Consider the following 26,379-nt stretch of genomic DNA (forward strand, 5'->3'; position numbering starts at 1 on the left):
GCGAACCAACCGGCGGCGGCGCTTCCTATCGGCGCCTCTCAACCACGACGCCCCACGCCTCCATGGAACGGAGCACCGGCTCGAGCGTCTTGCCGAGCGGGGTCAGCGAGTACTCGACCTTGGGGGGGATCTCGCCGAAGTCCTTACGCGCAACAACCCCGTCGGCCTCGAGCTCGCGGAGCTGCTTCGACAGCGTTCTCGCCGAGATGCCGCCGAGCGAGCGCGTCAGTTCTCCGAACCGCATGGTCCCGGTCAGCAAGAAATGGATGATCAACACCTTCCAGCGGCCGCCGATCACCCTCAGCGTTGTCTCTACCGGGCACGCCACCCCCTTCTGCTTGCTTTTGGCCCCTGCTCCCATGCTTCAGTATCCTATGCGTAACTACTAACTATTTCGCCCATACTTGCAATGTGTTCGATTGGCTCCTAGAAATCAAGACGCCACCGTGGCGGAACCGACCCTCCTGCAAGGACAAGACCATGAGCGGATTCCAATACCATCGTCTCGACAAGTCGGACGCGGCCGTCTTGCTCGTCGATCATCAATCCGGGCTGTGCAACGTCGTCGGCGACTTCTCGCCGGACGACTTCAAGAACAACGTGCTGGCCATCGCCGACGCGGCCAAGTACTTCGAGCTGCCGACCATCCTCACGACCAGTTTCGAGTCGGGCCCCAATGGCCCGCTGGTCCCCGAGCTGAAGGAGCGCTTCCCCGACGCCCCCTACATCGCCCGCCCCGGGCAGATCAACGCCTGGGACAACGAAGACTTCGTCAAGGCGGTCAAAGCCACCGGCAAGAAGCAGCTAATCATCGCCGGCGTCGTCACCGAAGTGTGCGTCGCGTTCCCGGCGCTCTCGGCCCTTGAAGAAGGCTACGAGGTGTTCGTGATTACCGACGCCTCCGGCACCTTCAACCAGACGACCCGCGACGCCGCTTGGTCGCGGATGGAGGCCGCCGGGGCGCAGCTCATGAGTTGGTTCGGGATGGCTTGCGAACTCCACCGCGACTGGCGGAACGATATGGAGGGTTTGGGCGAGTTGTTCTCGAACCACCTGCCGTCCTACCGCAACCTAATCACCAGCTACAACGCCCCGAGGTAGCGCGGCCGAAAGGCCCGAGCCCCGCCGCGATCGGCGCGCCGCAGCGCTGTCGACCGCGTCCCGCCCTGGCCCGGGCGGCCCGCCCCCGCTGCGCTGACCACAGTTCGAGCCTATCCCCGCCCCACTAGCTGTCGAGGCAAACACCATGAAACGCGTAAAGAGCTTTGTTCGCGATGTCCCACAGCATTGGGTGGGAGACGGCTTCCCCGTGCGGAGCCTGTTCTCGTACGCGGGCGGCAACGCGTACGATCCCTTCTTGCTGCTGGACTACGCCGGGCCGCACGACTTCGAGCCCGGCCAGGCCAAGCGGGGCGTGGGCGAGCACCCGCACCGCGGGTTTGAAACCGTCACCATCCTCTACCAGGGCGAGCTGGAGCACCGCGACTCGAGCGGCAGCCACGGGTTGATAGGCCCGGGCGACGTGCAATGGATGACCGCCGCGTCTGGGATCGTCCACGAGGAATTCCACAGCCGCCGGTTCGCAACCCAAGGGGGCACGCTGGAGATGATCCAGCTCTGGGTCAACCTGCCCGCAAAGGGCAAGCAGACGCCGCCCAAATACCAAGACTTGCGGGACGCTCAGTTCCCTAGGGTCGACTTGCCCGATCAAGCAGGCACGGCCCGCGTGATCGCCGGCGAGCTTCTCGGCCATCGCGGCCCTGCCGAGACGTTTACGCCCATCAACCTCTGGGACGTCCAACTGAACGCGCACGCCGCCACGGAGCTGCCGGTAGCCGGCGACCACACCGCGTTGCTGGTTGTCCAAAGCGGCGTCGTGGCCCTCGCAGAGGGCGCCGTTAAAGCCGGCGAGTTGGCCAAGTTCGAGCGCGAAGCGGGCGGACTGCGTCTGCAAACAGAATCGGCCGCACGCGTGCTTGTACTCACAGGCGAGCCATTGAACGAACCGGTCGTAGGCCAGGGGCCGTTCGTGATGAACACGCGCGAAGAAATCCAGCAGGCCGTGCGCGACTACCAGGTGGGCGCGATGGGGCGGTTGTCGTAGACCGGAGGGGGCGGCGATCGGGCGCCGCAACACAGATCGGTAGCGAAGCGGCGATGCGGGCTTCGTGCGGCGGGGAGGGGTTCACCGTCACGGGCGCCGATCGCGGGCAGCGCAGGACGAATCTGCTCCGATGGGCAAAAAAAACTTCGCCCCGATTTCAAAAAAGGGCGGTACGCGCCCCGGCTATTTGCAACGGGCCGGTCGTAGTCCGTGCGACAACGCCGCCAAACGCGGTAAAGTCGGTCGCATCGTCAATTTACTGATTGCCAGCCTCCAAGCGGACCGGCATACTACCGGACGAGTCAAGTTAGTATTTTCTTTTTTTCTCCTTCTCTACTTTCTTGCGGAGCGATCTCATGACTAGTACTCGTCTGTTGTCCCTTGCCTTAGCGGGGGCAATTTGTGCGCCGGCCTCGGCAGCGATGTGGACGCCGACCAATTACGGCGTCGGCGCCGACGCAGAAGTCCGCGAGTTTCAACCGACGAACAACCTCGGCGCCAGCACCGAGATCGCTTCGCGGGTTAGGAACAATGAGATCGCGGGTTCTCCAAACGACGGCAACGACCGAAACAGCTCGATCTACGTGAAGATCGACCTGACCGATCGCGTGATGCCGTCGGACGGCCACACCGCCTTCCGCATGACCTACCGCAACAACTCTCTCAACGGTTCGCGGATCCAAGACTACATCACGCCGAACTCATTGGTCCGCACCGGGATGGCGTTCTACGGACTCAACACCTCCCTCACCTGGGATGAGAGTACCATCACCTACCTCAACGCGCCGGGCATCACCGCCGACTTTGACGTCGGCACCAAGGACTTCAACAGCGATCTGACGCTGCTCGGCACCGCGGCTTTCCCGGAGATTGGCACGCAGAATCACTTGCCGGTCGGCGGCGCGTTGGTCCTGGCCAACGCTCGGCTCGACCAATTTGTCAAGGACGCTCTAGCGGCCGGAAAGACGGAAGTTACGATCGTCGCTTCCACCATCCACAACGGTGAGGCGCCGTTTCCCAACTGGTTGAACTTCAACTACCTGTTCAATCCCAAAGAGCAGACGATGCTCAACAGCGACAACTACGACGCCGGCGACGGCCTAGGGAACATCGGCAACCTGTACGGCCGGGACAACAGCGCAGGCGCCTTCTCGCCCGCCCTGCTGCTGGCCGTTCCCGAGCCGAGCTCGGTGCTGCTTGGGGTGATCGCCCTGGCCGGGATTGTTGCCGCGCGGCGTCAAGGTTTGGGCGCGCAGAGCTGAATCCGTAGCCACGCGTGTGTTGGGCCGACCAGCGTTCGCTTCGGTCGCCGCTCCAATGAAGGACAAAGGGTGTCGTCTCTACTGCGACATCTTGGCAGGGAGCGACCCGATCGAATGATTGTTCGCTGATAGCAGCAACTCAATCACGGTCGAGTGTCCCTACCAGAAGTTGGCGGGCGTTTGGCGGCTTCTTTGATGCCGCCGAGCGCCCGCCTTTTTTTCATTGGCGGTGTCCGGTCGGCGCTCGCGCTAGGGATCGCCCCAGCGGCCCCAAAACTAGCCGGCACACGTCAGCTCCTCTCGCATGCAAACGGAAGTCGCCTGCCGGGCGCCAGGCTGCCCCACGCTCCGTCCGTCCGCCGCGATTGTGGTGGTTTTCTAGTCGCAAATGGCCACTCCCGCCGCGACAATAGGGGACGACTTCGCTCGCCCCTCGCCTACGGACCGGCGGTCCGTCAGCATGGGGTGCGCGCGCAAGGCGCGGCGCCCGAGGTGTCCGCCCGACCCAACCGAGGTGTCCGATCCATGGGGGTTTTTGTCCGCGCGGCCCGACTCGCTAGGCGTGCCGGGGCCGTTTTGACCAACGACCTGGCGCTCGAGGCAGGCAAAACCAGCGGGTTATTGGGCCGGAGGGGGGGTTTTGTCCGATTTTCGTCTGCCCCGGACACCGGACAAAAGGACAAAAACACTAGTCAGCAGCGGTTATGCTGACGGGCCCCGCGCCGCACGGGGCGGCGACCCAACACGACTCCATCACCGGGAACTACTCCGCCATGCGTGCTACTAGCTACACGGCACTCCTCGTGCCCGCCGGACTACTCGCTCTGCTTGGGTCGGCCGCCGCGCCGTTGCTCGCCGCTGAGAAACCCCCTGTCGACCTGCGGGTGATGAGCTTCAACATCCGCTACGGCGCCGCAAACGACGGCGAGAACCACTGGGAGAAACGCAAGGGACTGGTCGCGGACACGATCCGGACCTACGACCCCGACCTGCTGGGGACCCAGGAGACGCTCGGCTTTCAGAAGGAGTTTCTCGAACACGAACTACCAAGCTACACGGGCATCGGCGTGGGACGCGACGACGGCGGCCCGTCCGGCGAGATGACGGCCATGTTCTACAAGACGGATCGGTTCGAACCGGTCGCGGAGGGACACTTCTGGCTGAGCGAGACCCCGGAGGTCCCCGGCAGCAAGTCGTGGGACACCAGCCTGACGCGGATGTGTTCGTGGGTGAAGCTCCGCGACCGGCGTGACCTGTCGCTACCGCCGATCTTGTGGCTCAACACCCACTTCGACCATGTGGGCAAAGAGGCCCGAGAACAGGCCGCGAAGCTGCTGGTCGCTAAGTCGGGCGTTTTGGGCGCGGGCTGCGACGTCGTCATCACGGGGGACTTCAACTCCGCGGTCAGCAGCCCCCCGTACCTGGCGCTGTTCGCAGCGCGTGAGCGTGAGGGGGGACCTTCTCTGTTTATCGACACGTACGTCGCTGCGCGCCCCGACGGGGAGCCGGGTCAGGCTACCTTCAACAGCTTCCGCGGCGCGGTGGTTGAGGGCGCCCGCATCGACTGGATCGCGGTCCGCGGGGGCTGGCAGACGCTCCACGCCGCGATCGACCGGACGCAACCAGACGGGCGCAACCCCTCCGACCACTACCCCGTGCAAGCGTTGCTGCGACGCGAGGCGCAGCAGTAGCGCAGCCCCGACCAAGGCTTCTGGGCGACGGTCGTGTCGACCCTCAAGTCAACTCTGTTTCCCAACGAGATTCGCCATGTCCATCAGTCGCCGCACCTTCGCCAAGGGCGCCCTCGCAACGGCGGCCGCCCTGCCCGCCCGTAGCCTGATCGCCGCCGAAACCGCGGCGCCGCCCGCCGACCGACGTGGCAACCCGATCGCCGTTTCTACTTACTCGTTCTGGCGTTTCAAGGACGACTCGAAGCTTTCGATGGAGCGCTGTATCGACGAGGCGGCGCGGATGGGGTTCGACGCGGTCGAGCTGCTGCACATCCAGATGGAAAGCGAAGAGCGCGGCTACCTGCAACGCCTCAAGCAGCGGGCCCTGATCAACGGGGTGTCGCTGTGCGGGCTCAGCACGCACCAAGGGTTCGTCTCTCCCGATAAACAAGTGCGACAGAAGAATATCGACCACACCATTCACACCATCGAACTCGCCTACCAGCTCGGCATCCCAACCATGCGGGTCAACACCGGGCGTTGGGGCACCAGCGGAGACTTCGACGAGTTGATGGCCAACCGAGGCGTCGAGCCGCGGCTAGCGGGCTACTCGGACGACGACGCCTTCGGGTGGGTCACCGACTCCTTTGAAAAGTGCTTGCCCGCGGCGGAGCGGTGCGGCGTGACGCTGGGGCTGGAGAACCACTGGGGGTTAGGGATTTCGCCAGAGGGTGTGCTGCGGATCGTCGACGCGGTCGACTCGCCCTGGCTGCAGGTCACCACCGACACGGGGAACTTTCTGGAAGACCCGTACGACCGGCTCGAGCAGATGGCGCCGAAGACCGTGTTCGTACAGGCCAAGACCTACTGCGGGGGTGGGCTGTGGTACTCGCTCGACCTCGACTACCCACGGATCGCAGAGATCTTCCGCCGCAACCACTACCGGGGCTACGTGTCGCTGGAGTTCGAAGGAGAAGAAGACTGGCAGACCGCGATCCCCAAGAGCCTGGCGTTGCTACGGTCGGCTTTCGCCGGAAGCTGAAGGGCACGCCACTCCGAGTGCAATTCGCTACACGGCAAGACCTAGCGGGGGACCTATCATGCGCGGGTGCGGCGCCAACGACAGACCAGTGCGGACGCAATCGTACCGAGCAACACGAGGCCGCTCGGCTCCGGCACCCCGGCGCCGGAGGCGACGCCGGACTTAGCGGCCCAGGCGGCGTCCATCATGCCATCGAGTTCTGCAATGTCTGCTTGCTCACCAAATTGAGACCGCCACAGAGCGATATCGGCGCCGCCGTCGAGGTGGCCGTCCCGCAGGCTTGTGTAGTCGGCTGCGTCGACAGCGCCGTCACCGTTCATGTCCGCGGAAGGGCCCGTCCGGGCCAACCAACGGACGTTGTATTGAAAGAAATCGGCGCTCCCGGGGGGCGGGGTCGTGACGCCACGGAGCAACATCCAAGGGCCGCGTTGTGCGGCAAGCAGGTGCACACTGGAATCGTCGCCCGATTGCCCACTGAACTCCCACACGTTGTGCGAAAGCCCAAGCGGAACGAACCGGCCTTCGAGCCCCAACAAGTTTAATGCCTGATCGACATCGAGCGCACCAATGGAATCAGAAACGGTGGACAGCGAACGGTTCAAGCCGGTGATCTCGGCGCGGGTGAACTCGGCAAAGCGGCGGCCCTCGTCAAAGCCGGTGGCGAGGTCGTACTCCCCTTTCAGGCGGTAACGCACGTCAACGCCGGCGAAGCCGCCCGTCTGATGGATCACGCTGTGCGCCGGCAACACACGATACTCTTGAAGAAAGATCGGATGATCAGCGTAGGCCCCGGCGGTCGCCAAGATTGTCGCGCACAGCGCAATCGGGCCAGCACTTAGATAAGCAAACATGAGAAGTGGCCTCCATGGTTCAGCCCGTCGCTATGGTAGACCTTGCGAGGCTCAGTCCGCAAGAGAATTGCATAGAAACTTCGACAGAGCGTCTGGCGTTTGCCGCGAACGTCACCCCGCTTTCCCGAGTTTTCTCCCGGGCTCCGACAAACCATTCAAGTAGATCCCGCTGCTCTAAGCTCTGCTATACTGCAATCGGGACCCAACCGACCGCCAATCGTTGCGCCATGCCAATCCAACGGAAACGGATCAGGAAGCCGGCCTGCGCTCTCTCCGGCTCGGCAGCCGCATCAGAGCATGCACTTCGCCGCAACCATCGCGCCCGTTGGGCAGTCGCGGGTCGAAGCCTCGTTACTGCTTGGCTGACCGCGGTCAGCGTGACCGGCGCCACCGCAGTTGAAAGGCCTCCAGCCGCGGACCGAGAGGAGTTCTTTGAGTCTCAGGTGCGACCGTTGCTAGCCGAACGTTGCTACGCGTGCCACAGCGCCAAGTCCTCGAAGGTGCGCGGGGGCCTGCGGGTCGATCACACCGACCTGATGCTGGCCGGGGGCGAGTCAGGCGTCGCGATCGTTCCCGGCGCTCCCGACGAGAGCCTGTTGATTGACGCGGTCAACCACGGCTCGCTCAGGATGCCGCCGGACGGGAAACTCACTTCGGAAGAGATCGCCGTGCTGACGCGATGGGTCGCCGAAGGAGCCTACTGGCCGGCAAGCGAGATTGCTGATGCGGTGATGCCCACCGAGGAGTTCGACCTGCAGTCTCGTCGGTCGAGCCACTGGGCGTGGCAACCAGTAGCTTCGCCAGAACCGCCGAAGGTGGCGGATCGCGGCTGGCCGAAGGGCGACATCGATCGGTTCGTGCTCGCAAAGATGGAGGCCGCTGGACTGACGCCGGCGCCGGCCAAAGACAAGTATGCTTTGCTCCGTCGTCTTTACTTTGACCTGATCGGACTTCCGCCAACTCGGCAGCAAGTCGAGACCTTCGCCGGCGACGACTCACCTGAGTCGTTCGAGCGTGTCGTCGACGGTCTGTTGGATTCTCCCCGCTTCGGAGAGCGTTGGGGAAGGCACTGGCTCGACCTGGTCCGCTACGCCGAGTCGCGCGGTCACGAGTTCGACTACGACGCCCCCAACGCCTACCAATACCGCGATTACGTGATCCGGGCGTTCAATCAGGACGTACCGTACGACCAATTCGTCCGTGAACACATCGCCGGTGACTTACTCAAGCAGCCGCGCTTGAACCCGGACCAGGGCTACAACGAGTCGATCCTTGGAACGGGCTTCTGGCACCTTGGGGAGTGGGTGCACTCTCCTGTCGATACAAGGAAGGACGAGGCGACACGGTTCGACAACATGGTCGACGTGATGTCGAAGACGTTCCTGGGCATGACGGTCGCTTGCGCCCGCTGCCACGACCACAAGTTCGACGCGATCTCGAGCCGCGACTACTACGCGCTCACCGGGTTCCTGCAGAGTTCGGACTACCGTCAGGTGCGTTTCGAGTCGCTTGAACACAATCGCAAGGTCGCTCTCAAGCTTGCCGCGATTGACCGAAAGTTCCAAGACTCGTTGCGGCAGTCGATCGACGGCGAATTGAGTTCCAGGGAAGATGTTGGCGGGCGTGCGGCCCTAACGCGGTCGACCGCGGACCCGCCAACCGCCACGGCCGCGAACGATCCGCATAACGTGCGGGTCCTCTTCGACTATGCGGTTGCCGCGCCGCACGAATTTATGCAGGACGGATTCACCTTTGGCCAGGCGATCCGCCAGGCGGGCGACCTCTATCTGCATCACGACGGAAGGCATTTGGAGCTGCGCGTCGCCCAGCAGGCCAGCGCCGCGGCCGACCCCTTCTGGGAAATCTTGCGCAATGACAGCCAACCCTCCGTGAACGGCAGCGGCGCCCTCGACCCAGCTACATGGAGCGGGCGAACGTTGCGGACACCCACCGTCATGCTCGACACCGGAAGAGTGGCGTGCCTCGTGCGCGGGGGCGGGCAGGCGTTTGCTTGCGTGAACTCGCACCGCTTACTGCACGGCCCGTTACACGGACAGAATCTTGTCAAGTTCGCCTCGCCGACGGACGAGGACCAGCGAGAGACGGAAGAACTTCATTGGGTGCGTCTCGACCTCACTCTTCACGCCGGGTCGCGGGTCTGCTTTGAGTTCGCCCCTAACGCCGACTGCGGGCTCGAGGTCCTGCGGATTGTTGAGGTTGCCGGCGACGATTCGTTGCCCGCTCCCGGCGCCCGGCCGGTCAACTTACTGCGATTGAGCGAACGCTTGTCCGCGAGCGCTGATACGAATCTACAGATCGGTGCGCCGCTCTCTCTGGTAACCGCCGATCCCGATCAGGAAATTGAGACAGCAGTCGCCGCACAGACCGCCCGTCTGATCCGTCAGTGGAACCGTGAAAGGGAATCCCTCCAAGCGGAGGTGCAACAGCATTCTCGACTCGCGATCGCCATGATGGAGTGTTCGGCGGAGGACGACCGGCGCCTAATCCGAGGCGATTCGGCCAGCCCTGCAGAGACCGTGCCGCGGCGGTTCCTCGAAACAATCGACGGGCCCGGCCCGTTGGTTGCGGGTGGCGGGAGCGGCCGCTTGGCCCTCGCTGACCGCGTGAACGCTCCCGACAACCCGCTCACCAGTCGGGTCATAGTTAACCGGATCTGGCAGCACCTGATCGGCGAAGGCATCGTACCGACGCCGGACAACTTTGGCGTCCTGGGCGAGGCCCCTACCAACCCAGAGCTGTTGGATTTCCTGGCCGGAGAGTTTGACCGAAACGGCAAGTCTGTCAAATCGATGATCCGGTCCATTGTGTTGTCGAGCACCTACCGTACGTCGTCGCAGGTCGACGCAAAATCGGCCGAGAGAGACCCAGATAACGACTGGCTCTCGCACTTGCCTCCAAAGCGGCTTGACGCGGAATCTATCCGTGACTCGCTGCTGTTGATCGCGGGAAAGTTGGACGCGACTCCCTACGGTCCCTCCGTGCCGGTCCACCTCACTAGCTTCATGCAAGGCCGAGGCCGTCCCAAGAAGAACGGCCCGATGGATGGAGCGGGGCGCAGGTCGGTCTACCTGGAGGTGCGGCGGAACTTCCTGTCGCCGTTGGGTGCGGCGTTTGACGCCCCGACCCCTTTCAGCACTATGGGCCGACGGACGCGGTCCAACGTTCCCGCACAGGCTCTCACTCTGCTCAACGACCCGTTTGTGCAGGACCGCGCGCGTGACTGGGCAGAGAAGACGCTGAGCGGGGAGGCGACGACCGTCGACGGCCTGACCAAGGCGTTCTACTATTCCGGTTTTGGGCGCCCCCCGTCGGCCGATGAGCTGCGTCTGATCGCGCGGTTTGTGCAAGACGAGGCGCAGCAGCGCCGATCCGACAGCCGCGACGTAGTGGTCTGGACCAGTGTCGCCCACGCGCTGATCAACACCAAAGAGTTCCTGTTCCTCCAATGAATCGCTCATACCCGCCCCCCATGCCGTCTCGTCGAGAGATGCTCACGCGCTGCGCCAACGGCTTTGGCGCTATGTCGCTCGCGGCCTTGCTGGCCGACCGCAGCTTCGCCGGGACCGATGCGTCCGGCCCCCACTTCAAGCCCCGAGTGCGGAGCGTCATCTTCCTCTACATGGACGGCGGGCCCTCTCAGGTTGACACCTTTGATCCAAAGCCGATGCTGGACAAGTACAACGGGAGGGACCCCGCCAGCTTGTTCAAGGTGACGCCCACCCAGTTCAACAACAACGGCAAAGTGCTGGCAAGCCCGTGGCGATTTAAGCGGCATGGCGCCTCCGGCGCTCCGGTGAGCGCGTTGTTTCCGCACATCGCCGGCGTTGTTGACGAACTTTGCGTGGTCCGGTCGATGGCCACCGAGTTCCCCGAACACACCTCGGCCAATTATTTCTTGCATTCGGGCAGCGGCCTCCAGGGCCGCCCCAGCATGGGCGCTTGGTTAAACTATGGGCTGGGAAGCGAGTGCCAGGACCTGCCCGGATTCGTGGTGATCAACGGCGGGTTGATCCCGCCGGGCGGGATCGATTGCTTCGGCAGCGGATTCCTTCCGGCCAGTTTTCAAGGCTCTATCTTGAAGCCCTCGGGTCACGCGGTCGTCAATATCACCCCACGCGAACCCGATCCAAGCGAGCAGTTGCGCAAGCTCTCGCTTGCACGCGGGCTCGACGACCTTGCCCCCCCGTCGGTGCGCCAGAACGACGCGGTCGAGTCTGCTATCCGCAACTACGAACTGGCGTTCCGGATGCAGAGCGCTGTGCCGAGCTTGGCCGACCTGAACTCGGAATCGCGTGAGACGCACCGCTTGTACGGCCTCGATTCTCGCAACGAAGCGACCCGCACCTACGCAGCCGAATGCCTGTTGGCGCGACGCCTGGTTGAGCGCGGCGTTCGGTTTGTTGAGCTGACGTGTCCATCGACGTCCAGCGATCGGTGGGACCAGCACAGCAGTCTCAAGCAGGGCCACGAACTGAACGCGGCCGCGGTCGACCAGCCGATCGCTGGCCTGATCATCGATCTGAAACAACGCGGGCTGCTGGACGAGACCTTGGTCGTCTGGGCCGGCGAGTTCGGCAGGACCCCTTTCGCCCAGGGCGACGACGGACGCGACCACAACCCCGAAGGCTTCACGGTCTGGCTCGCCGGCGGAGGCGTGCGGGCGGGGACGAGCTTCGGGGCGACGGACGAGTGGGGCTACCGCGCCATCGAGAACCGCCTCGAGATCCACGACCTGCACGCCACGATCCTGCATCTGCTCGGGGTCGACCACACCCGCTCCACCTACCGCTTTGGGGGAAGGGACATGCGGCTCACGGACGTGAAGGGGAATGTCGTGCACGGCATTCTCGCGTGAGCGCTCGGCGGGGCTTTCGCGGGTTTTGTCCTTTTGTCCGGTGTCTGGCGTCATTTTTTTCGTCGGCTCGCGGGTAACCGAGGGTGGCCGGCCCTGTGGCGTAACGACTTACGTCGACGGCCGCGTCTGCCGGGCCCTCCGGGCGGGACAAAACCGCCCGATCAGCGGACACTACCCCCCTCCAATCGGACACCTCGGGGACAAAATGATGCGCCTCGGGCGCCTCAGGACCGAGGGCGCGGTCCGCGCGCACCGGTCCCGGCTCAGCCTCCCCCGGGGGAAGCCGATTGCTGCTCGATTATCCCGGCGCCGGTGGCTATTTGCGAGCGAGTTCTAGGAGAATAGCCGCACGAGCAGCGAAGGCGGATCGCACGGGGATTGGCGGCGTTAAGTCGCTGAAGGGCGCTCGGGTTCACCCTGCTGGAGAGCCAGCCTTGGAGCCCCGGGGTTCACCTCCCGCGCAAGCGCACTGGCGTCGCTGCGGGGGAGTCCGCTGGCGCGGTGCGCCCATGCCACGCTCCGTCGCTGACTGTGCGGTTCTGCTGGCGCGCCAGACGGCGGCTGGACAGCGTCCGCCGATCACCCGCTATACTCACGCGCACGAAATGCTGCCAGCACGCGACGTGCATAGATTGGCGGCGGCCCACCGTAGCGTCTGCATCCCCTGCCCCGAGAACCCAGGAACCAACGTGCACGTCGACCCCACTGGCGATGCAGACCTGAGCCCGGCCGACGCGCCGCGGCGCGGCCGTCTATCCGACGACTGGCTGGCGATTATTTGCGCCGCGGTCGTGCTGGCCGTGTCGTTTGCGGCCGCGCTGGCGGGGTCGACCGTTGAGACGAGTGGGTCGGGGGTCGCGGAGGTGAACGCCGTAAGCCCGCTGGCGGGCTGGATCGGCAAGCCGGCGGGTTGGACCGAGTCGCCGGCCGGCGCCTTCGCCAAGCCGACCGACGCAGGGGGGCGCGACTGGGCGCCGCTGGTCGGCACGCTGGGGGCGTTTCTGGTGCTGGCGGCGCTGCTCTCGGCCGCCACCGGCCTCCGCGACGGCTGGCGAGCAGGCGTGAGGTTCCTGGCCGGATTCGTGCCAGTATTTCTGCTGGCGACCCTCAGCTACACGCTCGCCTCGCAGAGCTTGGTGAAGGCCTACAACCTGGAGTACGCGCTGTGGGCGCTAATGGTGGGGCTGATCATCTCGAACACCGTGGGCGCCCCCGCGTGGTTTCGTCCCGCGGTCGTCACCGAGTTCTATATCAAGACGGGGCTGGTGCTGCTGGGGGCCGAGGTGCTGATGTCGCGCCTGATGGTGCTGGGGGTCCCCGGGATCATTGTCGCCTGGGTCGTGACCCCCATCGTCTTGATCAGCACCTACGTGTTCGGGCAGAAGGTGCTGAAGATGGAGTCGCGCTCGCTCAACATGGTGATCTCGGCAGACATGTCGGTCTGCGGCGTCTCGGCCGCGATCGCCGCCGCGGCGGCGTGCAAGGCCAAGAAGGAAGAGCTCTCGCTGGCGATCGGCATGTCGCTGTCGTTCACCGTGCTCATGATGGTGGTGATGCCGCTGGTGATCGAGGCGGTGGGGATGGACGAGGCGGTGGCGGGCGCCTGGCTCGGCGGCACGATCGACTCGACCGGCGCGGTGGCGGCGGCCGGCGCCATGCTGGGCGACCGCGCGCTCGAGGTGGCCGCCACGGTGAAGATGATCCAGAACATCTTGATCGGCGTCTCCGCCTTCGGCATCGCGACCTACTGGGTGACGTTTGTCGAGAAGAACCCCGAGGGGACGCGGCCGGGGATCTCCGAGGTCTGGCGGCGCTTCCCGCGGTTCGTGCTGGGCTTCATCGCCGCGTCGATCGTGTTCTCGCTGTTGCACAGCTTGATGGCGGGGGGCCCCGAGCTGGTCGACGCCATGATCGATGGGTCGACCGCTACGCTCCGCGGGTGGCTGTTCTGCCTGGCGTTCGTCAGCATCGGACTGGAGACCAAGTTCAGCGCGCTGACCCCCTACCTGCGCGGAGGCAAGCCGCTTGCGCTCTACCTCTGCGGGCAGTCGCTGAACCTGGTGCTGACGCTGGCGATGGCCTACCTGATGTTCGGCGTGTTGTTCCGAGACTTCATCAAGTAGCGGCCGCGCCATGACGCCACGCCCCCGTTCGCTCGCAGCGTTTGCGGCCTGTGCGCTGGGCGTGCTGCTGCTGTGGTGCGTGGCGCTGCCGTGGCTTTCGGCGCGTCCCGCGGTGCGCGACCGCTTGCGGTTCTTGGAGCGGCGCGGCGTCGACGCGAGCGCGATGTACTACACCGAGCTCGACGCGATGGACGCCATCCTCGATCGGTACGAAGGCCGAGAGGTGCGTCGACGAGGCGGGCCGCCGCGACGCTAAGCGGCGCCCGCGGCCGGGCGTTACAGGTCGTCGGTGCTGGTCAGCTCGCCGCCGGCGCGCGTGACGAAGTTCTCGATGACGGCCAGGTCGGTGTCTTTTGCGACCGCCAAGCTGCTGCCGTCGCAGAGCGTGACGTTGATGACCCCGGGGTGGTCGCCGCCGAACCACACGTGGCAACTGGAGGTGCCGGATTCGCACCCGGTCCCGGGGTACTGGAACGGCGACTGGCCGATGCTCCCCCCCTCGCGCTTGTTGAAATCGACGCCGCGTCCGCCGCCGGGCAGCGCCGCCTTGACCCGCTCCAGCGAGCCCAGGCCGAGGATCGCGCCGGGGTTGTCGTTGCCGTCGTAGATAGAGGCCCGCGCGGACATCCAGTAGGAGTTCTCTCCTACCATGAAGGTCTTGGACGTGCCGTCGGTGATCTTGGTTAGGGTGGTGCGCGAGTCGTAGCGGTTGCCCGATCGCTTCTTGGGCAGGATGATCGCGCCGTCGAAGACGTGGTCGAATCCGCCGTCTCCCGAGCGGAACGTGCTAGAAATGCATGCGTAGTCGCCGCGGATGCCGCGGGTCGTGCCTCCTCCTTTCACCTCGCCCCCCGAGGGGGTCTTTACCTCTGCCATCACCTCCGATCGGAGGTAGTTCAGCGGACTGTCGTGGCTACGCGAAGGACAAAGGTAGGGCGTGACCGGCGTCTCGCGGACGGCCGCTACCTGGTCCTTGAAATCCTTCTGGAAGTCGGCCAGGTCGCGTATCGCGGCCTCCTCTAGGTAGGGCAGCACCACGCCCGCCCAGGTGAACCCGCCGTCCCACATCCGGCTCGGCGGGAGCTCCAGCGCGGTGTCGTGGTGCATATGGACCGCCAGCCCGATCTGCCGCAGGTTGTTCAGGCAGGTCGAGCGGCGGGCAGCCTCGCGGGCCGCCTGAACGGCCGGCAGCAGCAGCGCCACCAGGATGCCGATGATCGCGATCACGACCAGCAGTTCGACCAGCGTGAAACCCCAATCGGCGCGACCGTTGCCTCTACTCTTAGCACTCATCTCGATCATTCCCTTTTTTAGCGGGCCACTTGCTGGTCATTAGCTCGCCGATCGCGCCGGACGGCGCCGCAAAAGCACGCAGAGCGCCGCCGCGCACAGCGTCCAGGCAGCGGGCTCCGGGACTTCCGAGCCGGAAACCGCTCCAGCCACGCTCGGCTGTCCGAACTGCGACTTCCACAGGTTGTAGTGGTCCGTGCCGACCACCCCGAGCCCGTTGTCGTTCGGCAGGCTGGCGGCGCCCAGGTTGTCGCGCCACGTGGTGTAGTCGGCGGCGTCGACAAATCCGTCCTCGTTGAAGTCGCCCGGCGTGCTCGAGGGTGTAAAGGCCTCGTAGATCACCGCGCCGGTTGTAGCGGCGTCTTGCCCCATCATCAGGAAGTTGAACCGCAGGTCCTTGACGCCGCCGGTGAACAACGCTCCCAGGTTGTAGGAGGCGCCGGGCGCGAGCGTGACGAACCCCTCGGTGTCTACTTCGGCGAGTTGATTGGGTCCGTTGTCGAGCACCTCCAGCCACACGTCGTCCGTGGCGTTCTGCTCGTCGAGGCTGTTCCAGCCGCTGGTTGAGAGCGAGCCGCCGGCAGAAAGAATTTCGTAGGCGTCGATCTGGACCGTGGTTGCCGACGTATTGCGGAGGTAAGCGTCGCCGGCGCCGGTGGGGTCGACCTGCAGGAGCAGGTTGTTCACCTTGGTGCCGGTGTACTGCACGATGCCGGGGATCTCAGCGCCGTCCGAGGCCCGCCGGTAGCGGAACTGCAGGTCATCGGCGTCGCTGCCGAACGCGCCCCCGAGGGCGTTGTAAACGTTGCCGAGCGGGATGGCGCTGCCGAAATTGGCGTCGGCGCCGATCTTTAGCTCGCCGATGTTGTTGACAGTCTGCGCCTGCTCGATCCAATCCGACCCGAGCTGCCCCCCTTCCTTAAGGCTGGTCCAAGCGGCCGGGTTGGCGCTGAGCAGCCCGCCGTTGGATCCGATGAAGTAGCCGTCCAACTGGATCGCGGTGCTGCCGGGGTGCGTCATTGCGACCGCGCCGGTGTTGCGGTCGACCTGCAGGACGAGCACCTCGGAGACGGAGGCGTTCATCGCCACGCGTCCGCCGCCGATCGGGGCTTGGGAGACAATGATCGCTTCGTTAAACGCCAAGTTTGCGTTGTTGCTGGTGACCGAAGCAAAATTGCCCAGGAAGGTGGTGGCTTCGAGGAAGGTCCACGAACTGCCGGCCGAGGGGGAGAAGCCGTCGAAATTCAGTGTGAGGTTGCCCCCAAGCGTGGCCGAGGACCCGGCCGAGAACTTGCCGGACGAGCCGACCCCGGTGATCTCGACCTCGTAGTTGCTAGAGCCGGTGAAGGTGACCGTGCCGGTAGTTGAGACGGCCGCGTTGGGAAAGATCTGGAGCCGCGAGCGGATGGTGGCGGAATCGCCGGTGAGCGTGGCGGCGGCTCCGCTGGCGGCGCCGACCGTGATGCGATTGGCGGAGTTGTTGCCCTGGGCGATCGGGCCGGTGGCGGCGAGCGTGCCCCCCGGCAGCACGTCGACCATGCCCACGCCGCTGGTGCTGCCGACCGTGATCCCGCCGTTGGTTGACGAGCCCTGCATCACGTTAAGCACGCCGCCGCTTTGAACCTCTAGCCGGCCCGAGGTGCCGCCGGCCGACCCGAGGATGATCCGCCCCGGAGAGATCCCGTTGTCGGCATTGACGAAGGCGGTTCCGCCGTTCTCGATGATGGCGCGCTCGCCGGCGCCCTGGCTGAAGTCGGGGATAAAGTTGAGGTTCAGGCCCCCCGGTCCGTCCCACCAGTTGTCGTCGATGTTCCAGTCGCCGTCGGGACCCGCGGGCGCCGGGAGGGGCGAGATGTTCGATCCCGGATCGCGGAAGTAGTAGTCCGTCTGCCCCCACGCGTTCGAGCCGAGGCCCAGCAGCACAACGACGCCGCTACCCGCCACGAGCAGTATGGATCGAATCCGGGCAGAGATATTTAAGTAGGTTCTGATTGCCATCGAAACTGCCGTCTTATTCTGGTTGGGTTGGGTATTGAAGCCGTGCGGAGCGTCTGACGTTACCGTTCAGACGCTTGAGACGTGGCCACTTCCACGGAGGCCGAGCGGCGGCGCCGTCGGGCCGCCACCGACGCGGCGGCCAACCCGATCATGGCGAGCGTCGCCGAACCGGGTTCGGGAACGGGCGCCGACAAGAAGCCGAAGTCGATGCCCTCGGTGGGCCCCGTGTAGTTCTTCTTCCACTGGTCGAAGTCGCGGAAGTCGACAAAGAAGTCGCTGGTCAGGTCGCCCTGGCTACGCATGGTGACCGGCTGCCGGAAGTGGTCCGCGATGATCTGCAGGTCTGTCAGGTCGACGCCGTTAATGCCGTCGACGTCTCCTAGAAGCGGGGGCAACTCGTCGGTGCCGACGATGATCAGCCCAATGTCGCGCACCGACGGGGCGGAGCCGTCGGCGAAGAGGTAGCGGCCGTCGGCGTAGTAGTCCGTTGCGTCGGTGTTGTACCGCAGCTCACCCACGCTGTTGCCCAGGACGCCGGAGTTCTCGCTGAACTCGATCCCGTAGCCGGTCGTGCCGGCGTTCCTGGCGGGGAGGCTGAAGATGTTGCCCTCGGTGAAGTCGATCTGCAGCCAGTTCGTGGAGTCGACCACGGTGGACTCAAAGATCGATTGGTGCACCAGGGCGCCGGGGTTCCAGTTGCTGAGCACGTCGTCGACCTCGTAGATCCGCAACTGGAGGCCTGCGCTCTGTTGCCCGCCCACCAGGGAAAAGATGATCTGCCCAACGTTGATGTCCTGGCCCAACTTGAAGGTCTGGCGCAGGTTGCGTTGACCCTGCTCCGTGGTGACCGCGACGCCGGCGCCGCCGTTGCTGGCGGCGTCGACGTAGGGATTGAACGTGTAGACGTCTGCTTCGGTGGGCAGCGGCAGCACGGCGGGGTCGGCGGTAAACGTGACCGCGGCCTGGGCCACACACCCGGTGACCAACAACGCGGCGCAGGCGTTCACGCCGCGTTTCCAGTTGCTGGGCGACATGAGTCTCTTGATGGTCATAACTTGATCCTCGTTAGAAGTTTTCATACTGGCGTCCGGCGCTCTATCAATTGCAACTAGTGAGCCCTACACGCCGTCGGAAGCCGCGTTGGCAAAAGAACAGTCCCGCCACAGCGGCCAGGCAGGCGGTCGACGGTTCCGGGACCGCCGTTGCAAAGCTGAGGTCGATCCCTGCAAGGGACCCTCCCTCGGCCAGCAGGCCCGTCTTCCACAGACGGAAGTCGGCTAGGTCGACGATATTGTCGGAGTTCAGATCGCCGTCGGTGTACGAGAGCCCCGTGTTGCGGTAGTTCGTGCGGATCGGGGTGAGGTCGTCGAGGTCGACCGTGCCGTTGAGGTTGGTGTCGCCCGTCTTGACGTTGAAGACCAGCCGCAACGTGTCTTCGGCCGAGTTCTCTCGGGCCGTGGTCCGCCACTCGGGCGAGCCGGTTGCGGCGCCGGCCAGCATGAACGTCACAAAGCCGTTGGTGTCCGCGGCGAGGAACGCTCCGAGCGGCAGGTCGGTCGTGTTCGAGGTGAGGTCGGGGCCTTTCGCGGGGTGGTTGATGACGCCCAGCAGCGTGGTTTCGTTTGGATCGATCCCCAGGTTGTACCCGTCGGTCGTCGCCACCGAGGTGTCAACGCCCAGCCCCCTGGAGTAGGAGAGCGTACTCTCGGTCCAGTCCGCCTCGCCGTAGGTGCCGTCGGGCACGTTGTCGGTGTTGGTGACTGCGTCGTTCAATCCGTAGACGCTGACCACCCCGGCGCTGTCTCGACCGTTGGGCATCTGCGTCGATAGCGTTGCGAACGGGAACAGGATCGGGTTGATCCCCGAGATGTCGAACTTGTAGTACCCGATCTTCTTCCTGGTGGTCGTTCCGCCGTCGAAAAAGTTGCGGATCTCGTTGAAATCGCTGCGGTCGTTGGTCGTCGTCGGCCCGCGCGACGTGTCGTTCGATGTGTTCGCGTCGTCCGTGTTGGTCAGGAAGATCTGAGCGTCTGCCCCGTTGGTTGAAAGGGCCAGTGCGGCGGTCGCGACAAGCAGGCAGACGGGCAGCGTCCGAGAACTCGTGTGTGCAGATGCTTTCATCGAGAGGGCTCTTGGTTGTGGCAGCGGACCGCTGCAGAGTGACGGGAAGCGACGCGCCGGCCCAATGCGAAGATGGCCGACGCAAGCGACTGAATAGGGGCTACAGGCCGGACCCGCCGCGTACGAAGTGCAGGCCTAAACCGTTCGGAACCGAGGGGCGAGGAGTAGGTCCTTCGACAATCTCGTAGGCGTTGCTACCGGCAACGCCACGTCGATTCGCAATATAGCTGCACGCAAAAATCTGCGCGCCCCTTAGACCGCAATCGACAGGACGATATTTGCACCGCACCAAGTTGCACGCCCCGTGATTGCAAGACCGACGGGCCCTACGTTGCGAGCAGAAAGGCCCGCAACGGCGCGTTGCGCAGTTTCAATCAATGCGCAGGCGCACGCGACGCGCTGACGGGGCCAGCGCATCGCAGCGCCGCCTATCTCTTTGCGATCTCGAACACGAAGCCAGAAGCGGTTCCGAACCGGCCCCCTTGCGAAGCGCCAAAAAGATGCGTGGGGCGCCCGTGCTGGAAGAGCAACTGGGGGCGTTCCAGGCGGCCGTAGCGCTTGAGATTTCTGGGCGCCGGCGGCTGGCTCACGTAGTGCGACAACCCGTAGAACGCGACTCTGGGTTCCGACCATTGGACCCCGTCGGGCGACTCGAGGTAGAGCCCCACGTCGTGATTGAAGACCCCCATGTCTCGGGCGATCATCTTGTAGACGCCCGCCTCGCGCCAGATGAACGCGTCTTCGCACTGACGGTTCGCGCCGCGGCCGGAAAAATCGACCATTGGGTTTGCCGGATGGCGGGCATAGGGCCCGTGCAGGTCGGGCGCGGTGGCCAACCCGTACTTGCGGTTGCCTCGCACGGGGGGGCTGTCGCGGAGGTAGTCGGCCGTGTTCCACGACTTGTAGTAGAGCCAGCTCTCACCGCTGGGATGCTGGATGTAAGAGGGGTTGGTGGTGCAATGATCGTCCCAGGCGCCATCGGGGCCCGGCTCTAGCAGGGGGCTGTCGGAACGCGTCCACGGGCCGGCGAGCGTCGGGGCGGTCGCCAGGCCGATCCGTTTGGTGTCCGTCTTGCCGTTCGAGTTGCCCATATAAAACAGGCAATAGTCATCTCCCACCCGCTTCACATGAGGGTTATGGCAGGTCGTAGCGTCCCAGTAGCCAGGGCCGCGCGGCGTGAGCGCGACATCGAGGGTCCGATAGGGTCCCTCGGGCGCATCGGCCACGGCGTGGGCGATCTCGCAGCACGTGATCCACCCCCCCATCCCCTTGCTCGCCGGCCAACGCGAGTAGAACACATGGATCCTGCCGTCGTCGTCCGCGATGGGGGCGTTGCACCACACGAAGTAGCCCTCCTCCTCGAGGACCCGCCCGACGGGTCGCAGGCGTCGGCAAAAGTCGGAGATCGCCTCTTCGGGGATGGAGTCGGCCGCGGACTCGGCCAGGCACACGGGCGACGCCCACAGCGCAAGAGGCAGCGCCGCCGCGGTGCTTAAGAAGTCTCTACGTTCCATGCGTGGCTCCTGTATGGCGAAGGTTCAAGGCATGCGCTGTAGGCCTTCGTGGCGAACCACCCAAGACCCGTCGTTCGGGAAGCCGGGCGCGTGTCCGAGCGGCTCGCTGCCGTCCCAGCCGGCGGCCATCATCGCCGCCGCTGCGAGCAGACCGCCGTTTGCAGGCAGGTAGATAGGCAGCCGATCTGCCTGGCGGCAATGCCCGTTCGCGAGGTAGTGGTTCTTGGGAGTGTCGCGCAGCAGTGAGTCGATCGCCGCGCCGCGCTGCCCGGTGCGCGCCGCGGTCATCGCCATCATGGGGTAGTCCCACCCCCAGGTCTGGGGCCACTGCCACTGCGCGTCCACGTCCTTCAGGGTGCGCCGCATGATCCTCGGATCGATCAGCCCCACATCCGGAAGCACCCCCAGCGCGGCCAGCATCGAAGGATGATCGTGACGCAGCGTGAACGGGGCGTTCTCGATCGCCGTGTAAACGCCGTCGCGCACGTTTGGCGGTGCGATCCCTTCGGCCACATCGGACCATCGTTGGTTGATCGGCTCCCCGAGCCGCTCCTGCCAGGCGTTGGCCGTTCGCAGGGCCCAACGCCAGTAGGCTAGCTCGAAGGTGGGGTTAAGCACGCCCGACTGGCCGCGGCCGTCGTAGCATTCCTGCGCGGGAATCAGCACTGGCCCCAGCACGTACCGCTTTCCAAGGCCGTCGTAGCGGGCGTAGTCGGCCATGAATTCGGCGGTCTCGGCGACGATCTGTCGGTACTGCTCCAGTGTCTGCCGCGTCGGCTTGCGACGATACGCGAGCTCGGCGAAGTAGATGGGGTGGGGCTGCTGCCAGATCAGCAGTTCGCCTACCTCGCTGGGGCTGCTCACCCCGTCGGGGCCCGTCATCTTCGGCCACCGCACCCCCTTGTACGACTGTCGCGCCGCGATGGCGCGGGCCGCGGGGAGGATCTGCTGGTACCATCCCAGGCTGCGCTCAAGCAGCTCGAAACGCCCCCACAGAGCGAAGTGCGCCGCGTGCCACCAGTGCATCTCGAGGTGGGCCTTCCCGAACCAGCTATTGCACGCCAGCCCCGTTTCCTGCGGCGGCATCGAGCCCGCGCAGTGGATGGCCGTGAGGTACTGCGACAACACGATCCGTCGCTCGAGCTCACGCCACCGCGGGTCACTGCTGGCGGATAGGTCCATCGCCCCGCCGTTGGTCCAGAACTTCTGCCAGTGCCCCCTAGCTTCCCTCCGCACCGCGGCAAAGTCGGGCGCCGATGGCGGCTGGGTCGCATCCGCCACGAAACTCACTACGCACTCCAGCGGCTCGCCTGACCCACTCGCTCCCTCGACAACGATCGTGTGCGGCGCGTCCGCCAGTCGGCACGACCCGTTGGTATGGATGTCAACCGCGTAGCGGGTTGAGTCCATCTCACGGAGCACGCGCACAACGCCGTCGCGCAACTGCAGCTCAGTGCGGTGAGTCTCGGGCGCCGACCAATCGTCGACCGTTGGGCCCCACACTCCCGCTGGGTACGCAAATCTGATCTCGATGGCGGCGCGTTGCGCGCCGACCAGCGGCGACGCTACCGAGAACGCTACGGCCTCCAGCGAAGGGTGCGCGAGCGTCTGCACTCGCACCGTCTTGCCTTCAAACTGGAACTTGCTGGTCGCCTCGCCCGACCAAAGCGACTGCCTTTGCGTTGCCTGCTCGAGCTTCGCCGCGTCCTGCAAACAAGCCCCCTGCTCGTCCAGCAGACGCAGTCCGATACGCGCCAGGTTAAAGCGGTGCGGATTGGCGCGCAGCGCCTTGGCCGCGTCGCTCTCCATGTCGGTGGCGTAGCTCACGAAACGTCCGTCGACCGGGTAGTCTCGCAGCGTCTGTGCGTACCGGTACCGGTCGGCGTCCGGAAACGCGTGCCAGCTCCACTGCGCCATCGTCCCTAGCGGCAGGTCGCCGGGCCGTTCGCCGGGGAAGGTCTGCAGGCCGGTGATGTCGAACGTGAACGCAAACTCTCCGTTGCCGACCGACAACGGACACTCCGGAGCGTACGCGTCGAGTCTAGGATCGTGACGCTCTACCAGCCGGCGCCGGTCGATCGAAGGGGGTTCGGCATCGGCCGCCGCTGCTAGGCCGTGGAAAGCGCTGACGACGGCTAGCAGAACGAGTATTCGCGGACGCATAGGACAAGCAGCGGTTGCGGGTACATTACCGGCGCTGGCGACGCCGCGTGCGAGAGAGGCTTGTTGGCGAATATAGCGGAAGCTATGCGGCCGGGGGCGGACACGACCCGAGGCGTCTATCGACTCGGAGAACACACACGGCGGCGCCACAGCGAAGTGTGACGCCGCCGTTTGTTGACGGTGGAGTTCGAAACCGACGTGCTCTACATCGACTTGCGGCGTCGCACGGCGACCGCCGCCGCACCACACAAGCCAAGCAGCGCCAACGAGGCGGGCTCGGGGACCGCTTGACCCTGGACGTGCTCGATCTTGAACCGGCCAAAGTCAATCACATCGGCCGTGGTGGTGTTGTTCGAGAAGCGAAAGAACAGTTGCTCGAACTTGGTCGCGATCGGACCCGTGCCGAAAGCCGCGACGCCGTTGGGGTCGTCCGTGATGGAGTGCGTGGAGATCACGCCCCCCGCGTCGGCGATTGAGAACGCGACGTCCATCACGTCGGCGGCGCTGCGGGTTAGTGCGAGGGTCATCGTGTACTGCGTGTCCAATACATTGACAATCTGCGCGCCGCCGCTGGTCGACGTGTAGGCCCCGCTGCTGCCCAGCAGGCTGCTGTTGGCTTGGTCGGTGCGCTTGCCGACGGACGCGTTGTTGGAGGCCGTGGCGCCGGTGGTAAGCGCGATCTGCACCGCGTAGCCGGTGGAATCGGTCCAGGGGGCGCCGCTGCCGCCGCCGTCGCTGTTGGTGTCCGACGCCACCTGTGGATCGGTCGGGTCATTGAACAGACCGAACCGGAAGCTGGTGGAGCTGTTGTCGTAGAGCGCGACGCGCGGTGTGAAATCGATCGTCGCGATCAACTGGTCGCCCACGGCCAGCTCGATCTCGGCTCCGTCCGCCGCGAAGTGGGTCCACAGCTTCTGACTGCCGCTCGAAGTGGTCTGATTGAAAGCCAGCGATCCGGCGCCCATGGTCACGCCGCCGGCGTGCGACGCCCAAACGGCAGACTCGTTGGGCAGGCTGGTCTCGCCGCGGCTGCCGTCTGCAAACGTGTCGTCCAGAATGACGGCGGCCGACGAAATCGCCGGCATTAGCGCGATAACGCCCGAAAACACGAGGGATCGTCGAATCACAAGTACACCTCCCAAGATAAGAAGAGAAAGACAAGGTCGGCGTTCTGTCCAAAACACCGACACACAACGAGGCAGCTTGCTCAGGTTAACCCGCCCCCGGCAGCATGAATACGAACTTCCTTGCAATGCAGGGTCCAGATCTCGCAACCAGGGGATCATTTGCCTGTGCGCCTTCGCTGGACCGATTCGAACGAGAGAATAGCGACCGTCATCTCGCGATCAGACGCACGCGTGCTCGAACCGCTTCTCGTCACGCCGGCCCTGTGGTTCTCCGATGCGTTGCTGCGGCGAACTCGTCACAAAGCGAAGGGGGCAAGCAGCCTGCGTGATTCGAGCACTGCTTTGCAAGGAAAGCTACTTGGGAGGAGTTCGCGTTACGTTTAGCATTGCTGAAAGAGGCGTTCGCCCATACTTGTCACTAATCACGCGTGTTGCTCTTCCGTCGTAGTTAGATCGATCGTGGCAACCCGCGAGCTTCCGATCCGAAGGCGCAATCGCCTTCCGGAGAACGCGGCGGCTGCCAAACCGTCTCTCGACCCGAACCGGCTTCGCCTGCACCTCGCCGAATCGCGCGAGGCGTGTGCGGGCAGCACAAACATGGTGATTAGAGGAGCCGACCCCCGCGTCGGCGGTCACGAAACCAAGGAATTGATTATGGCGAGAGTCGCAACGAAGTCACGACGCGCCTCGGCGTTCACACTCGTCGAGCTGCTGGTAGTCATCGCCATCATCGGGATCCTGGTCGCCTTGCTGCTGCCCGCTGTGCAGTCTGCCCGCGAGGCGGCACGAAGGGCGCAGTGCCTCAACCAGATGAAGCAGCTCGGCCTGGCTACGCACGGATATCACGACACAAGGAAAGAACTTCCCCCCTCGCGCATCAACGACGGTCTGGCTACCTGGGCGTGGCTGATCCTTCCCTCCATGGAAGAACAGCCCCTGTACGACCTGTGGGATTTCAAGGCGGGAGATTTCTACGACCTGCCTCTGCAGGTGCGGCTGATGACGCTTCCGGGGCTCGTTTGCCCCTCGCAAGAGCACGAGAGCCTTACCGTCAAGGTGACGCCGGGCGACACGCACTCCCACTCCGAGGCCGAGTACGACGGCGCCCTGACCGACTACGCGCCTGCCTCGATCTCTACGTGCGTTAGCCTCACTTCCAGCTCGAACGAGAACGCGAAGCGGGCGGACGGCGCGATTGTTCCCGGAGATTTCAAGCGCAACAACGGCAATTACCCCCGCACGATCCAAGACTTCTGGTCGCGCACGTCGCTTAAGAAGGTTGTCGACGGGACGTCTAAGACGCTCATGGTTGGCCACGCGAGCAAGAAGACCGCCGAGTCGAAGCACGCGTTCGGGGGCGATGTCGAGCCCGGAATTCGCGCCGGCGAGCTGGCGCCCTTCTCCCAAGGGCCAGACGAGCACGGGTTTGGGGGCCCACACCCCGGCGTCGTGCTGTTCACCATGGTCGACGCCAGCGTTCAAACCGTGAGCCTAGACATCGACCCGGCTGTCGTCGACCGGATGGTCACACGGGCCGGAGAAGACCTGTACGTGCTCGACCAACCCGCATCGGGATCGTGCGCTCCGGTAATCGTCAACCCGTTCTAGCCCCCCTCCTTCTGCCGCGTCACCTGTCCGTCGAACCAAACCGCCAAGATCGTGGCGGCCACAACGTTGGTCGCCCCACACGCCGAAGCCCATCACGTTCCTCCTCTCACTGAACCATGAAAGCGATGGCCCTGCTGCAAACCAACGGTGCTCGGCTGCTTGGAATCTTGTTGCTGTGCGGCGTCGCTGGCTGCGGCGGGTCGGGGCGGGTCGAAGTTTCTGGCAAGGCGCAACGAACCGACGGCGCCCCCGTCGTTGGGGCCCGCGTCATCCTCCGCTCGGCGGCGACCGGCGCCTCCGCCAACGGAGTGACGGACAAAGAAGGCAAGTTCTCCCTCGGGGGCATGCGCAAAGGAGACGGCATCCCACCAGGGGAGTACGGCGTCGCAGTCAGCGAGGACCTCGGAAGCTGGGACTCGCCCCGCGCCCGTTCCATCCACGCCAAGTACGCCAGCCCGAACACGTCGGAGCTGACGTTAGTCGTTCGTTCAGCGATGACTTACGACTTGGAACTCGAACCACCGGCCGACACCAAGAAGCGCTGACATGCGTCGGCGACGCGTTGTCGGCGCCCCCCCTTTTCACTCATCAACCACTCACTCATCAATCACGTTTACCTCATCCTCTTTC

General features: G+C 64.8%; 21 protein-coding genes. 12 read left to right on the plus strand and 9 right to left on the minus strand.

What is annotated here, in order from left to right:
* Window positions 1-25: 25 nt before the first annotated feature.
* Window positions 26-361 carry a winged helix-turn-helix transcriptional regulator gene (locus Pla175_RS15545; RefSeq protein ID WP_145286902.1) on the minus strand — a complete coding sequence of 112 codons (336 nt, stop codon included), beginning with the start codon at window positions 359-361 and terminating at the stop codon, window positions 26-28.
* Between the two features lie 119 nt (window positions 362-480).
* Between Pla175_RS15545 and ycaC the strand changes: the two genes are divergently transcribed.
* The 6 genes from ycaC (at window position 481) to Pla175_RS15575 (ending at window position 6,078) form a co-directional block, all read left to right on the plus strand.
* Window positions 481-1,101 carry an isochorismate family cysteine hydrolase YcaC gene (gene ycaC, locus Pla175_RS15550; protein ID WP_145286905.1) on the plus strand — a complete coding sequence of 207 codons (621 nt, stop codon included), beginning with the start codon at window positions 481-483 and terminating at the stop codon, window positions 1,099-1,101.
* A gap of 145 nt (window positions 1,102-1,246) precedes the next feature.
* Window positions 1,247-2,104, plus strand: a complete 858-nt coding sequence (locus tag Pla175_RS15555) for a pirin family protein (RefSeq protein WP_145286909.1) — start codon at window positions 1,247-1,249, stop codon at window positions 2,102-2,104.
* A gap of 130 nt (window positions 2,105-2,234) precedes the next feature.
* Window positions 2,235-2,468, plus strand: a complete 234-nt coding sequence (locus Pla175_RS15560; RefSeq protein ID WP_145286912.1) for a hypothetical protein — start codon at window positions 2,235-2,237, stop codon at window positions 2,466-2,468.
* Window positions 2,461-3,366, plus strand: coding sequence for a PEP-CTERM sorting domain-containing protein (locus Pla175_RS15565; protein WP_145286915.1), 906 nt, complete (start codon window positions 2,461-2,463; stop codon window positions 3,364-3,366). Before Pla175_RS15560 ends, Pla175_RS15565 begins: the two co-directional genes overlap by 8 nt.
* Before the next feature lie 773 nt (window positions 3,367-4,139).
* Window positions 4,140-5,057, plus strand: a complete 918-nt coding sequence (locus Pla175_RS15570) for an endonuclease/exonuclease/phosphatase family protein (RefSeq protein ID WP_145286918.1) — start codon at window positions 4,140-4,142, stop codon at window positions 5,055-5,057.
* 76 nt (window positions 5,058-5,133) lie between these two features.
* A complete protein-coding gene (locus tag Pla175_RS15575) occupies window positions 5,134-6,078 on the plus strand; it encodes a sugar phosphate isomerase/epimerase family protein (protein WP_145286921.1) in 945 nt (314 codons plus the stop codon).
* A 56-nt stretch (window positions 6,079-6,134) separates the two neighbouring features.
* Here the strand turns inward: Pla175_RS15575 and Pla175_RS15580 are convergent, their stop codons facing one another.
* Complete coding sequence (locus tag Pla175_RS15580; protein WP_145286924.1) at window positions 6,135-6,929, minus strand: hypothetical protein; 795 nt, start codon at window positions 6,927-6,929, stop codon at window positions 6,135-6,137.
* Between the two features lie 443 nt (window positions 6,930-7,372).
* Between Pla175_RS15580 and Pla175_RS15585 the strand changes: the two genes are divergently transcribed.
* The 4 genes from Pla175_RS15585 to Pla175_RS15600 all read left to right on the plus strand — a co-directional run bounded on the left by Pla175_RS15585 (window position 7,373) and on the right by Pla175_RS15600 (window position 14,184).
* On the plus strand, window positions 7,373-10,399 hold the full coding sequence (locus Pla175_RS15585; RefSeq protein WP_231953920.1) for a PSD1 and planctomycete cytochrome C domain-containing protein: 3,027 nt from the start codon (window positions 7,373-7,375) through the stop codon (window positions 10,397-10,399).
* Between the two features lie 38 nt (window positions 10,400-10,437).
* Window positions 10,438-11,805: a DUF1501 domain-containing protein gene (locus Pla175_RS15590; protein WP_145292122.1), complete on the plus strand. Its 1,368-nt coding sequence runs from the start codon at window positions 10,438-10,440 to the stop codon at window positions 11,803-11,805.
* A gap of 605 nt (window positions 11,806-12,410) precedes the next feature.
* Window positions 12,411-13,928 (plus strand): YeiH family protein, encoded by a 1,518-nt coding sequence (locus Pla175_RS15595; protein ID WP_197526882.1) that lies wholly within the window; start codon window positions 12,411-12,413, stop codon window positions 13,926-13,928.
* Window positions 13,929-13,938: 10 nt separating this feature from the next.
* Window positions 13,939-14,184 (plus strand): hypothetical protein, encoded by a 246-nt coding sequence (locus tag Pla175_RS15600; protein ID WP_145286935.1) that lies wholly within the window; start codon window positions 13,939-13,941, stop codon window positions 14,182-14,184.
* A 20-nt stretch (window positions 14,185-14,204) separates the two neighbouring features.
* On the opposite strand, the gene Pla175_RS15605 is transcribed toward Pla175_RS15600, so the two are convergent.
* The 7 genes from Pla175_RS15605 to Pla175_RS15635 form a co-directional block, all read right to left on the minus strand.
* Window positions 14,205-15,221 (minus strand): DUF1559 family PulG-like putative transporter, encoded by a 1,017-nt coding sequence (locus Pla175_RS15605; RefSeq protein ID WP_145286938.1) that lies wholly within the window; start codon window positions 15,219-15,221, stop codon window positions 14,205-14,207.
* 39 nt (window positions 15,222-15,260) lie between these two features.
* Window positions 15,261-17,216, minus strand: coding sequence for a hypothetical protein (locus Pla175_RS15610; RefSeq protein WP_145286942.1), 1,956 nt, complete (start codon window positions 17,214-17,216; stop codon window positions 15,261-15,263).
* Window positions 17,217-17,275: 59 nt separating this feature from the next.
* Window positions 17,276-18,268 carry a PEP-CTERM sorting domain-containing protein gene (locus Pla175_RS15615; RefSeq protein WP_197526883.1) on the minus strand — a complete coding sequence of 331 codons (993 nt, stop codon included), beginning with the start codon at window positions 18,266-18,268 and terminating at the stop codon, window positions 17,276-17,278.
* A gap of 46 nt (window positions 18,269-18,314) precedes the next feature.
* Complete coding sequence (locus tag Pla175_RS15620) at window positions 18,315-19,337, minus strand: hypothetical protein (RefSeq protein ID WP_145286947.1); 1,023 nt, start codon at window positions 19,335-19,337, stop codon at window positions 18,315-18,317.
* A 428-nt stretch (window positions 19,338-19,765) separates the two neighbouring features.
* Window positions 19,766-20,851, minus strand: coding sequence for a glycoside hydrolase family protein (locus tag Pla175_RS15625; protein WP_145286948.1), 1,086 nt, complete (start codon window positions 20,849-20,851; stop codon window positions 19,766-19,768).
* Between the two features lie 24 nt (window positions 20,852-20,875).
* Window positions 20,876-23,014 carry a hypothetical protein gene (locus Pla175_RS15630; RefSeq protein WP_197526884.1) on the minus strand — a complete coding sequence of 713 codons (2,139 nt, stop codon included), beginning with the start codon at window positions 23,012-23,014 and terminating at the stop codon, window positions 20,876-20,878.
* A 203-nt stretch (window positions 23,015-23,217) separates the two neighbouring features.
* Window positions 23,218-24,141 carry a PEP-CTERM sorting domain-containing protein gene (locus tag Pla175_RS15635; protein WP_197526885.1) on the minus strand — a complete coding sequence of 308 codons (924 nt, stop codon included), beginning with the start codon at window positions 24,139-24,141 and terminating at the stop codon, window positions 23,218-23,220.
* A 654-nt stretch (window positions 24,142-24,795) separates the two neighbouring features.
* Between Pla175_RS15635 and Pla175_RS15640 the strand changes: the two genes are divergently transcribed.
* The gene (locus Pla175_RS15640; protein ID WP_197526886.1) at window positions 24,796-25,749 is read left to right on the plus strand and encodes a DUF1559 domain-containing protein; all 954 of its coding nucleotides are present in this window, start codon (window positions 24,796-24,798) and stop codon (window positions 25,747-25,749) included.
* A 116-nt stretch (window positions 25,750-25,865) separates the two neighbouring features.
* Complete coding sequence (locus tag Pla175_RS15645; protein WP_145286951.1) at window positions 25,866-26,294, plus strand: carboxypeptidase-like regulatory domain-containing protein; 429 nt, start codon at window positions 25,866-25,868, stop codon at window positions 26,292-26,294.
* Window positions 26,295-26,379: the final 85 nt, after the last annotated feature.

Origin of the sequence: Pirellulimonas nuda (assembly GCF_007750855.1) — a bacterium.
GTDB classification, from domain to species: domain Bacteria; phylum Planctomycetota; class Planctomycetia; order Pirellulales; family Lacipirellulaceae; genus Pirellulimonas; species Pirellulimonas nuda.

Coding starts and splice junctions, on each gene's coding strand:
- Pla175_RS15545 (WP_145286902.1), bottom strand. CDS start 361: ATGGGAGCAGGGGCCAAAAGCAAGCAGAAGGGGGTGGCGTGCCCGGTA.
- ycaC (WP_145286905.1), top strand. CDS start 481: ATGAGCGGATTCCAATACCATCGTCTCGACAAGTCGGACGCGGCCGTC.
- Pla175_RS15555 (WP_145286909.1), top strand. CDS start 1,247: ATGAAACGCGTAAAGAGCTTTGTTCGCGATGTCCCACAGCATTGGGTG.
- Pla175_RS15560 (WP_145286912.1), top strand. CDS start 2,235: ATGGGCAAAAAAAACTTCGCCCCGATTTCAAAAAAGGGCGGTACGCGC.
- Pla175_RS15565 (WP_145286915.1), top strand. CDS start 2,461: ATGACTAGTACTCGTCTGTTGTCCCTTGCCTTAGCGGGGGCAATTTGT.
- Pla175_RS15570 (WP_145286918.1), top strand. CDS start 4,140: ATGCGTGCTACTAGCTACACGGCACTCCTCGTGCCCGCCGGACTACTC.
- Pla175_RS15575 (WP_145286921.1), top strand. CDS start 5,134: ATGTCCATCAGTCGCCGCACCTTCGCCAAGGGCGCCCTCGCAACGGCG.
- Pla175_RS15580 (WP_145286924.1), bottom strand. CDS start 6,929: ATGTTTGCTTATCTAAGTGCTGGCCCGATTGCGCTGTGCGCGACAATC.
- Pla175_RS15590 (WP_145292122.1), top strand. CDS start 10,438: ATGCTCACGCGCTGCGCCAACGGCTTTGGCGCTATGTCGCTCGCGGCC.
- Pla175_RS15595 (WP_197526882.1), top strand. CDS start 12,411: ATGCTGCCAGCACGCGACGTGCATAGATTGGCGGCGGCCCACCGTAGC.
- Pla175_RS15600 (WP_145286935.1), top strand. CDS start 13,939: ATGACGCCACGCCCCCGTTCGCTCGCAGCGTTTGCGGCCTGTGCGCTG.
- Pla175_RS15605 (WP_145286938.1), bottom strand. CDS start 15,221: ATGAGTGCTAAGAGTAGAGGCAACGGTCGCGCCGATTGGGGTTTCACG.
- Pla175_RS15610 (WP_145286942.1), bottom strand. CDS start 17,216: ATGGCAATCAGAACCTACTTAAATATCTCTGCCCGGATTCGATCCATA.
- Pla175_RS15615 (WP_197526883.1), bottom strand. CDS start 18,268: ATGACCATCAAGAGACTCATGTCGCCCAGCAACTGGAAACGCGGCGTG.
- Pla175_RS15620 (WP_145286947.1), bottom strand. CDS start 19,337: ATGAAAGCATCTGCACACACGAGTTCTCGGACGCTGCCCGTCTGCCTG.
- Pla175_RS15625 (WP_145286948.1), bottom strand. CDS start 20,851: ATGGAACGTAGAGACTTCTTAAGCACCGCGGCGGCGCTGCCTCTTGCG.
- Pla175_RS15630 (WP_197526884.1), bottom strand. CDS start 23,014: ATGCGTCCGCGAATACTCGTTCTGCTAGCCGTCGTCAGCGCTTTCCAC.
- Pla175_RS15640 (WP_197526886.1), top strand. CDS start 24,796: ATGGCGAGAGTCGCAACGAAGTCACGACGCGCCTCGGCGTTCACACTC.
- Pla175_RS15645 (WP_145286951.1), top strand. CDS start 25,866: ATGAAAGCGATGGCCCTGCTGCAAACCAACGGTGCTCGGCTGCTTGGA.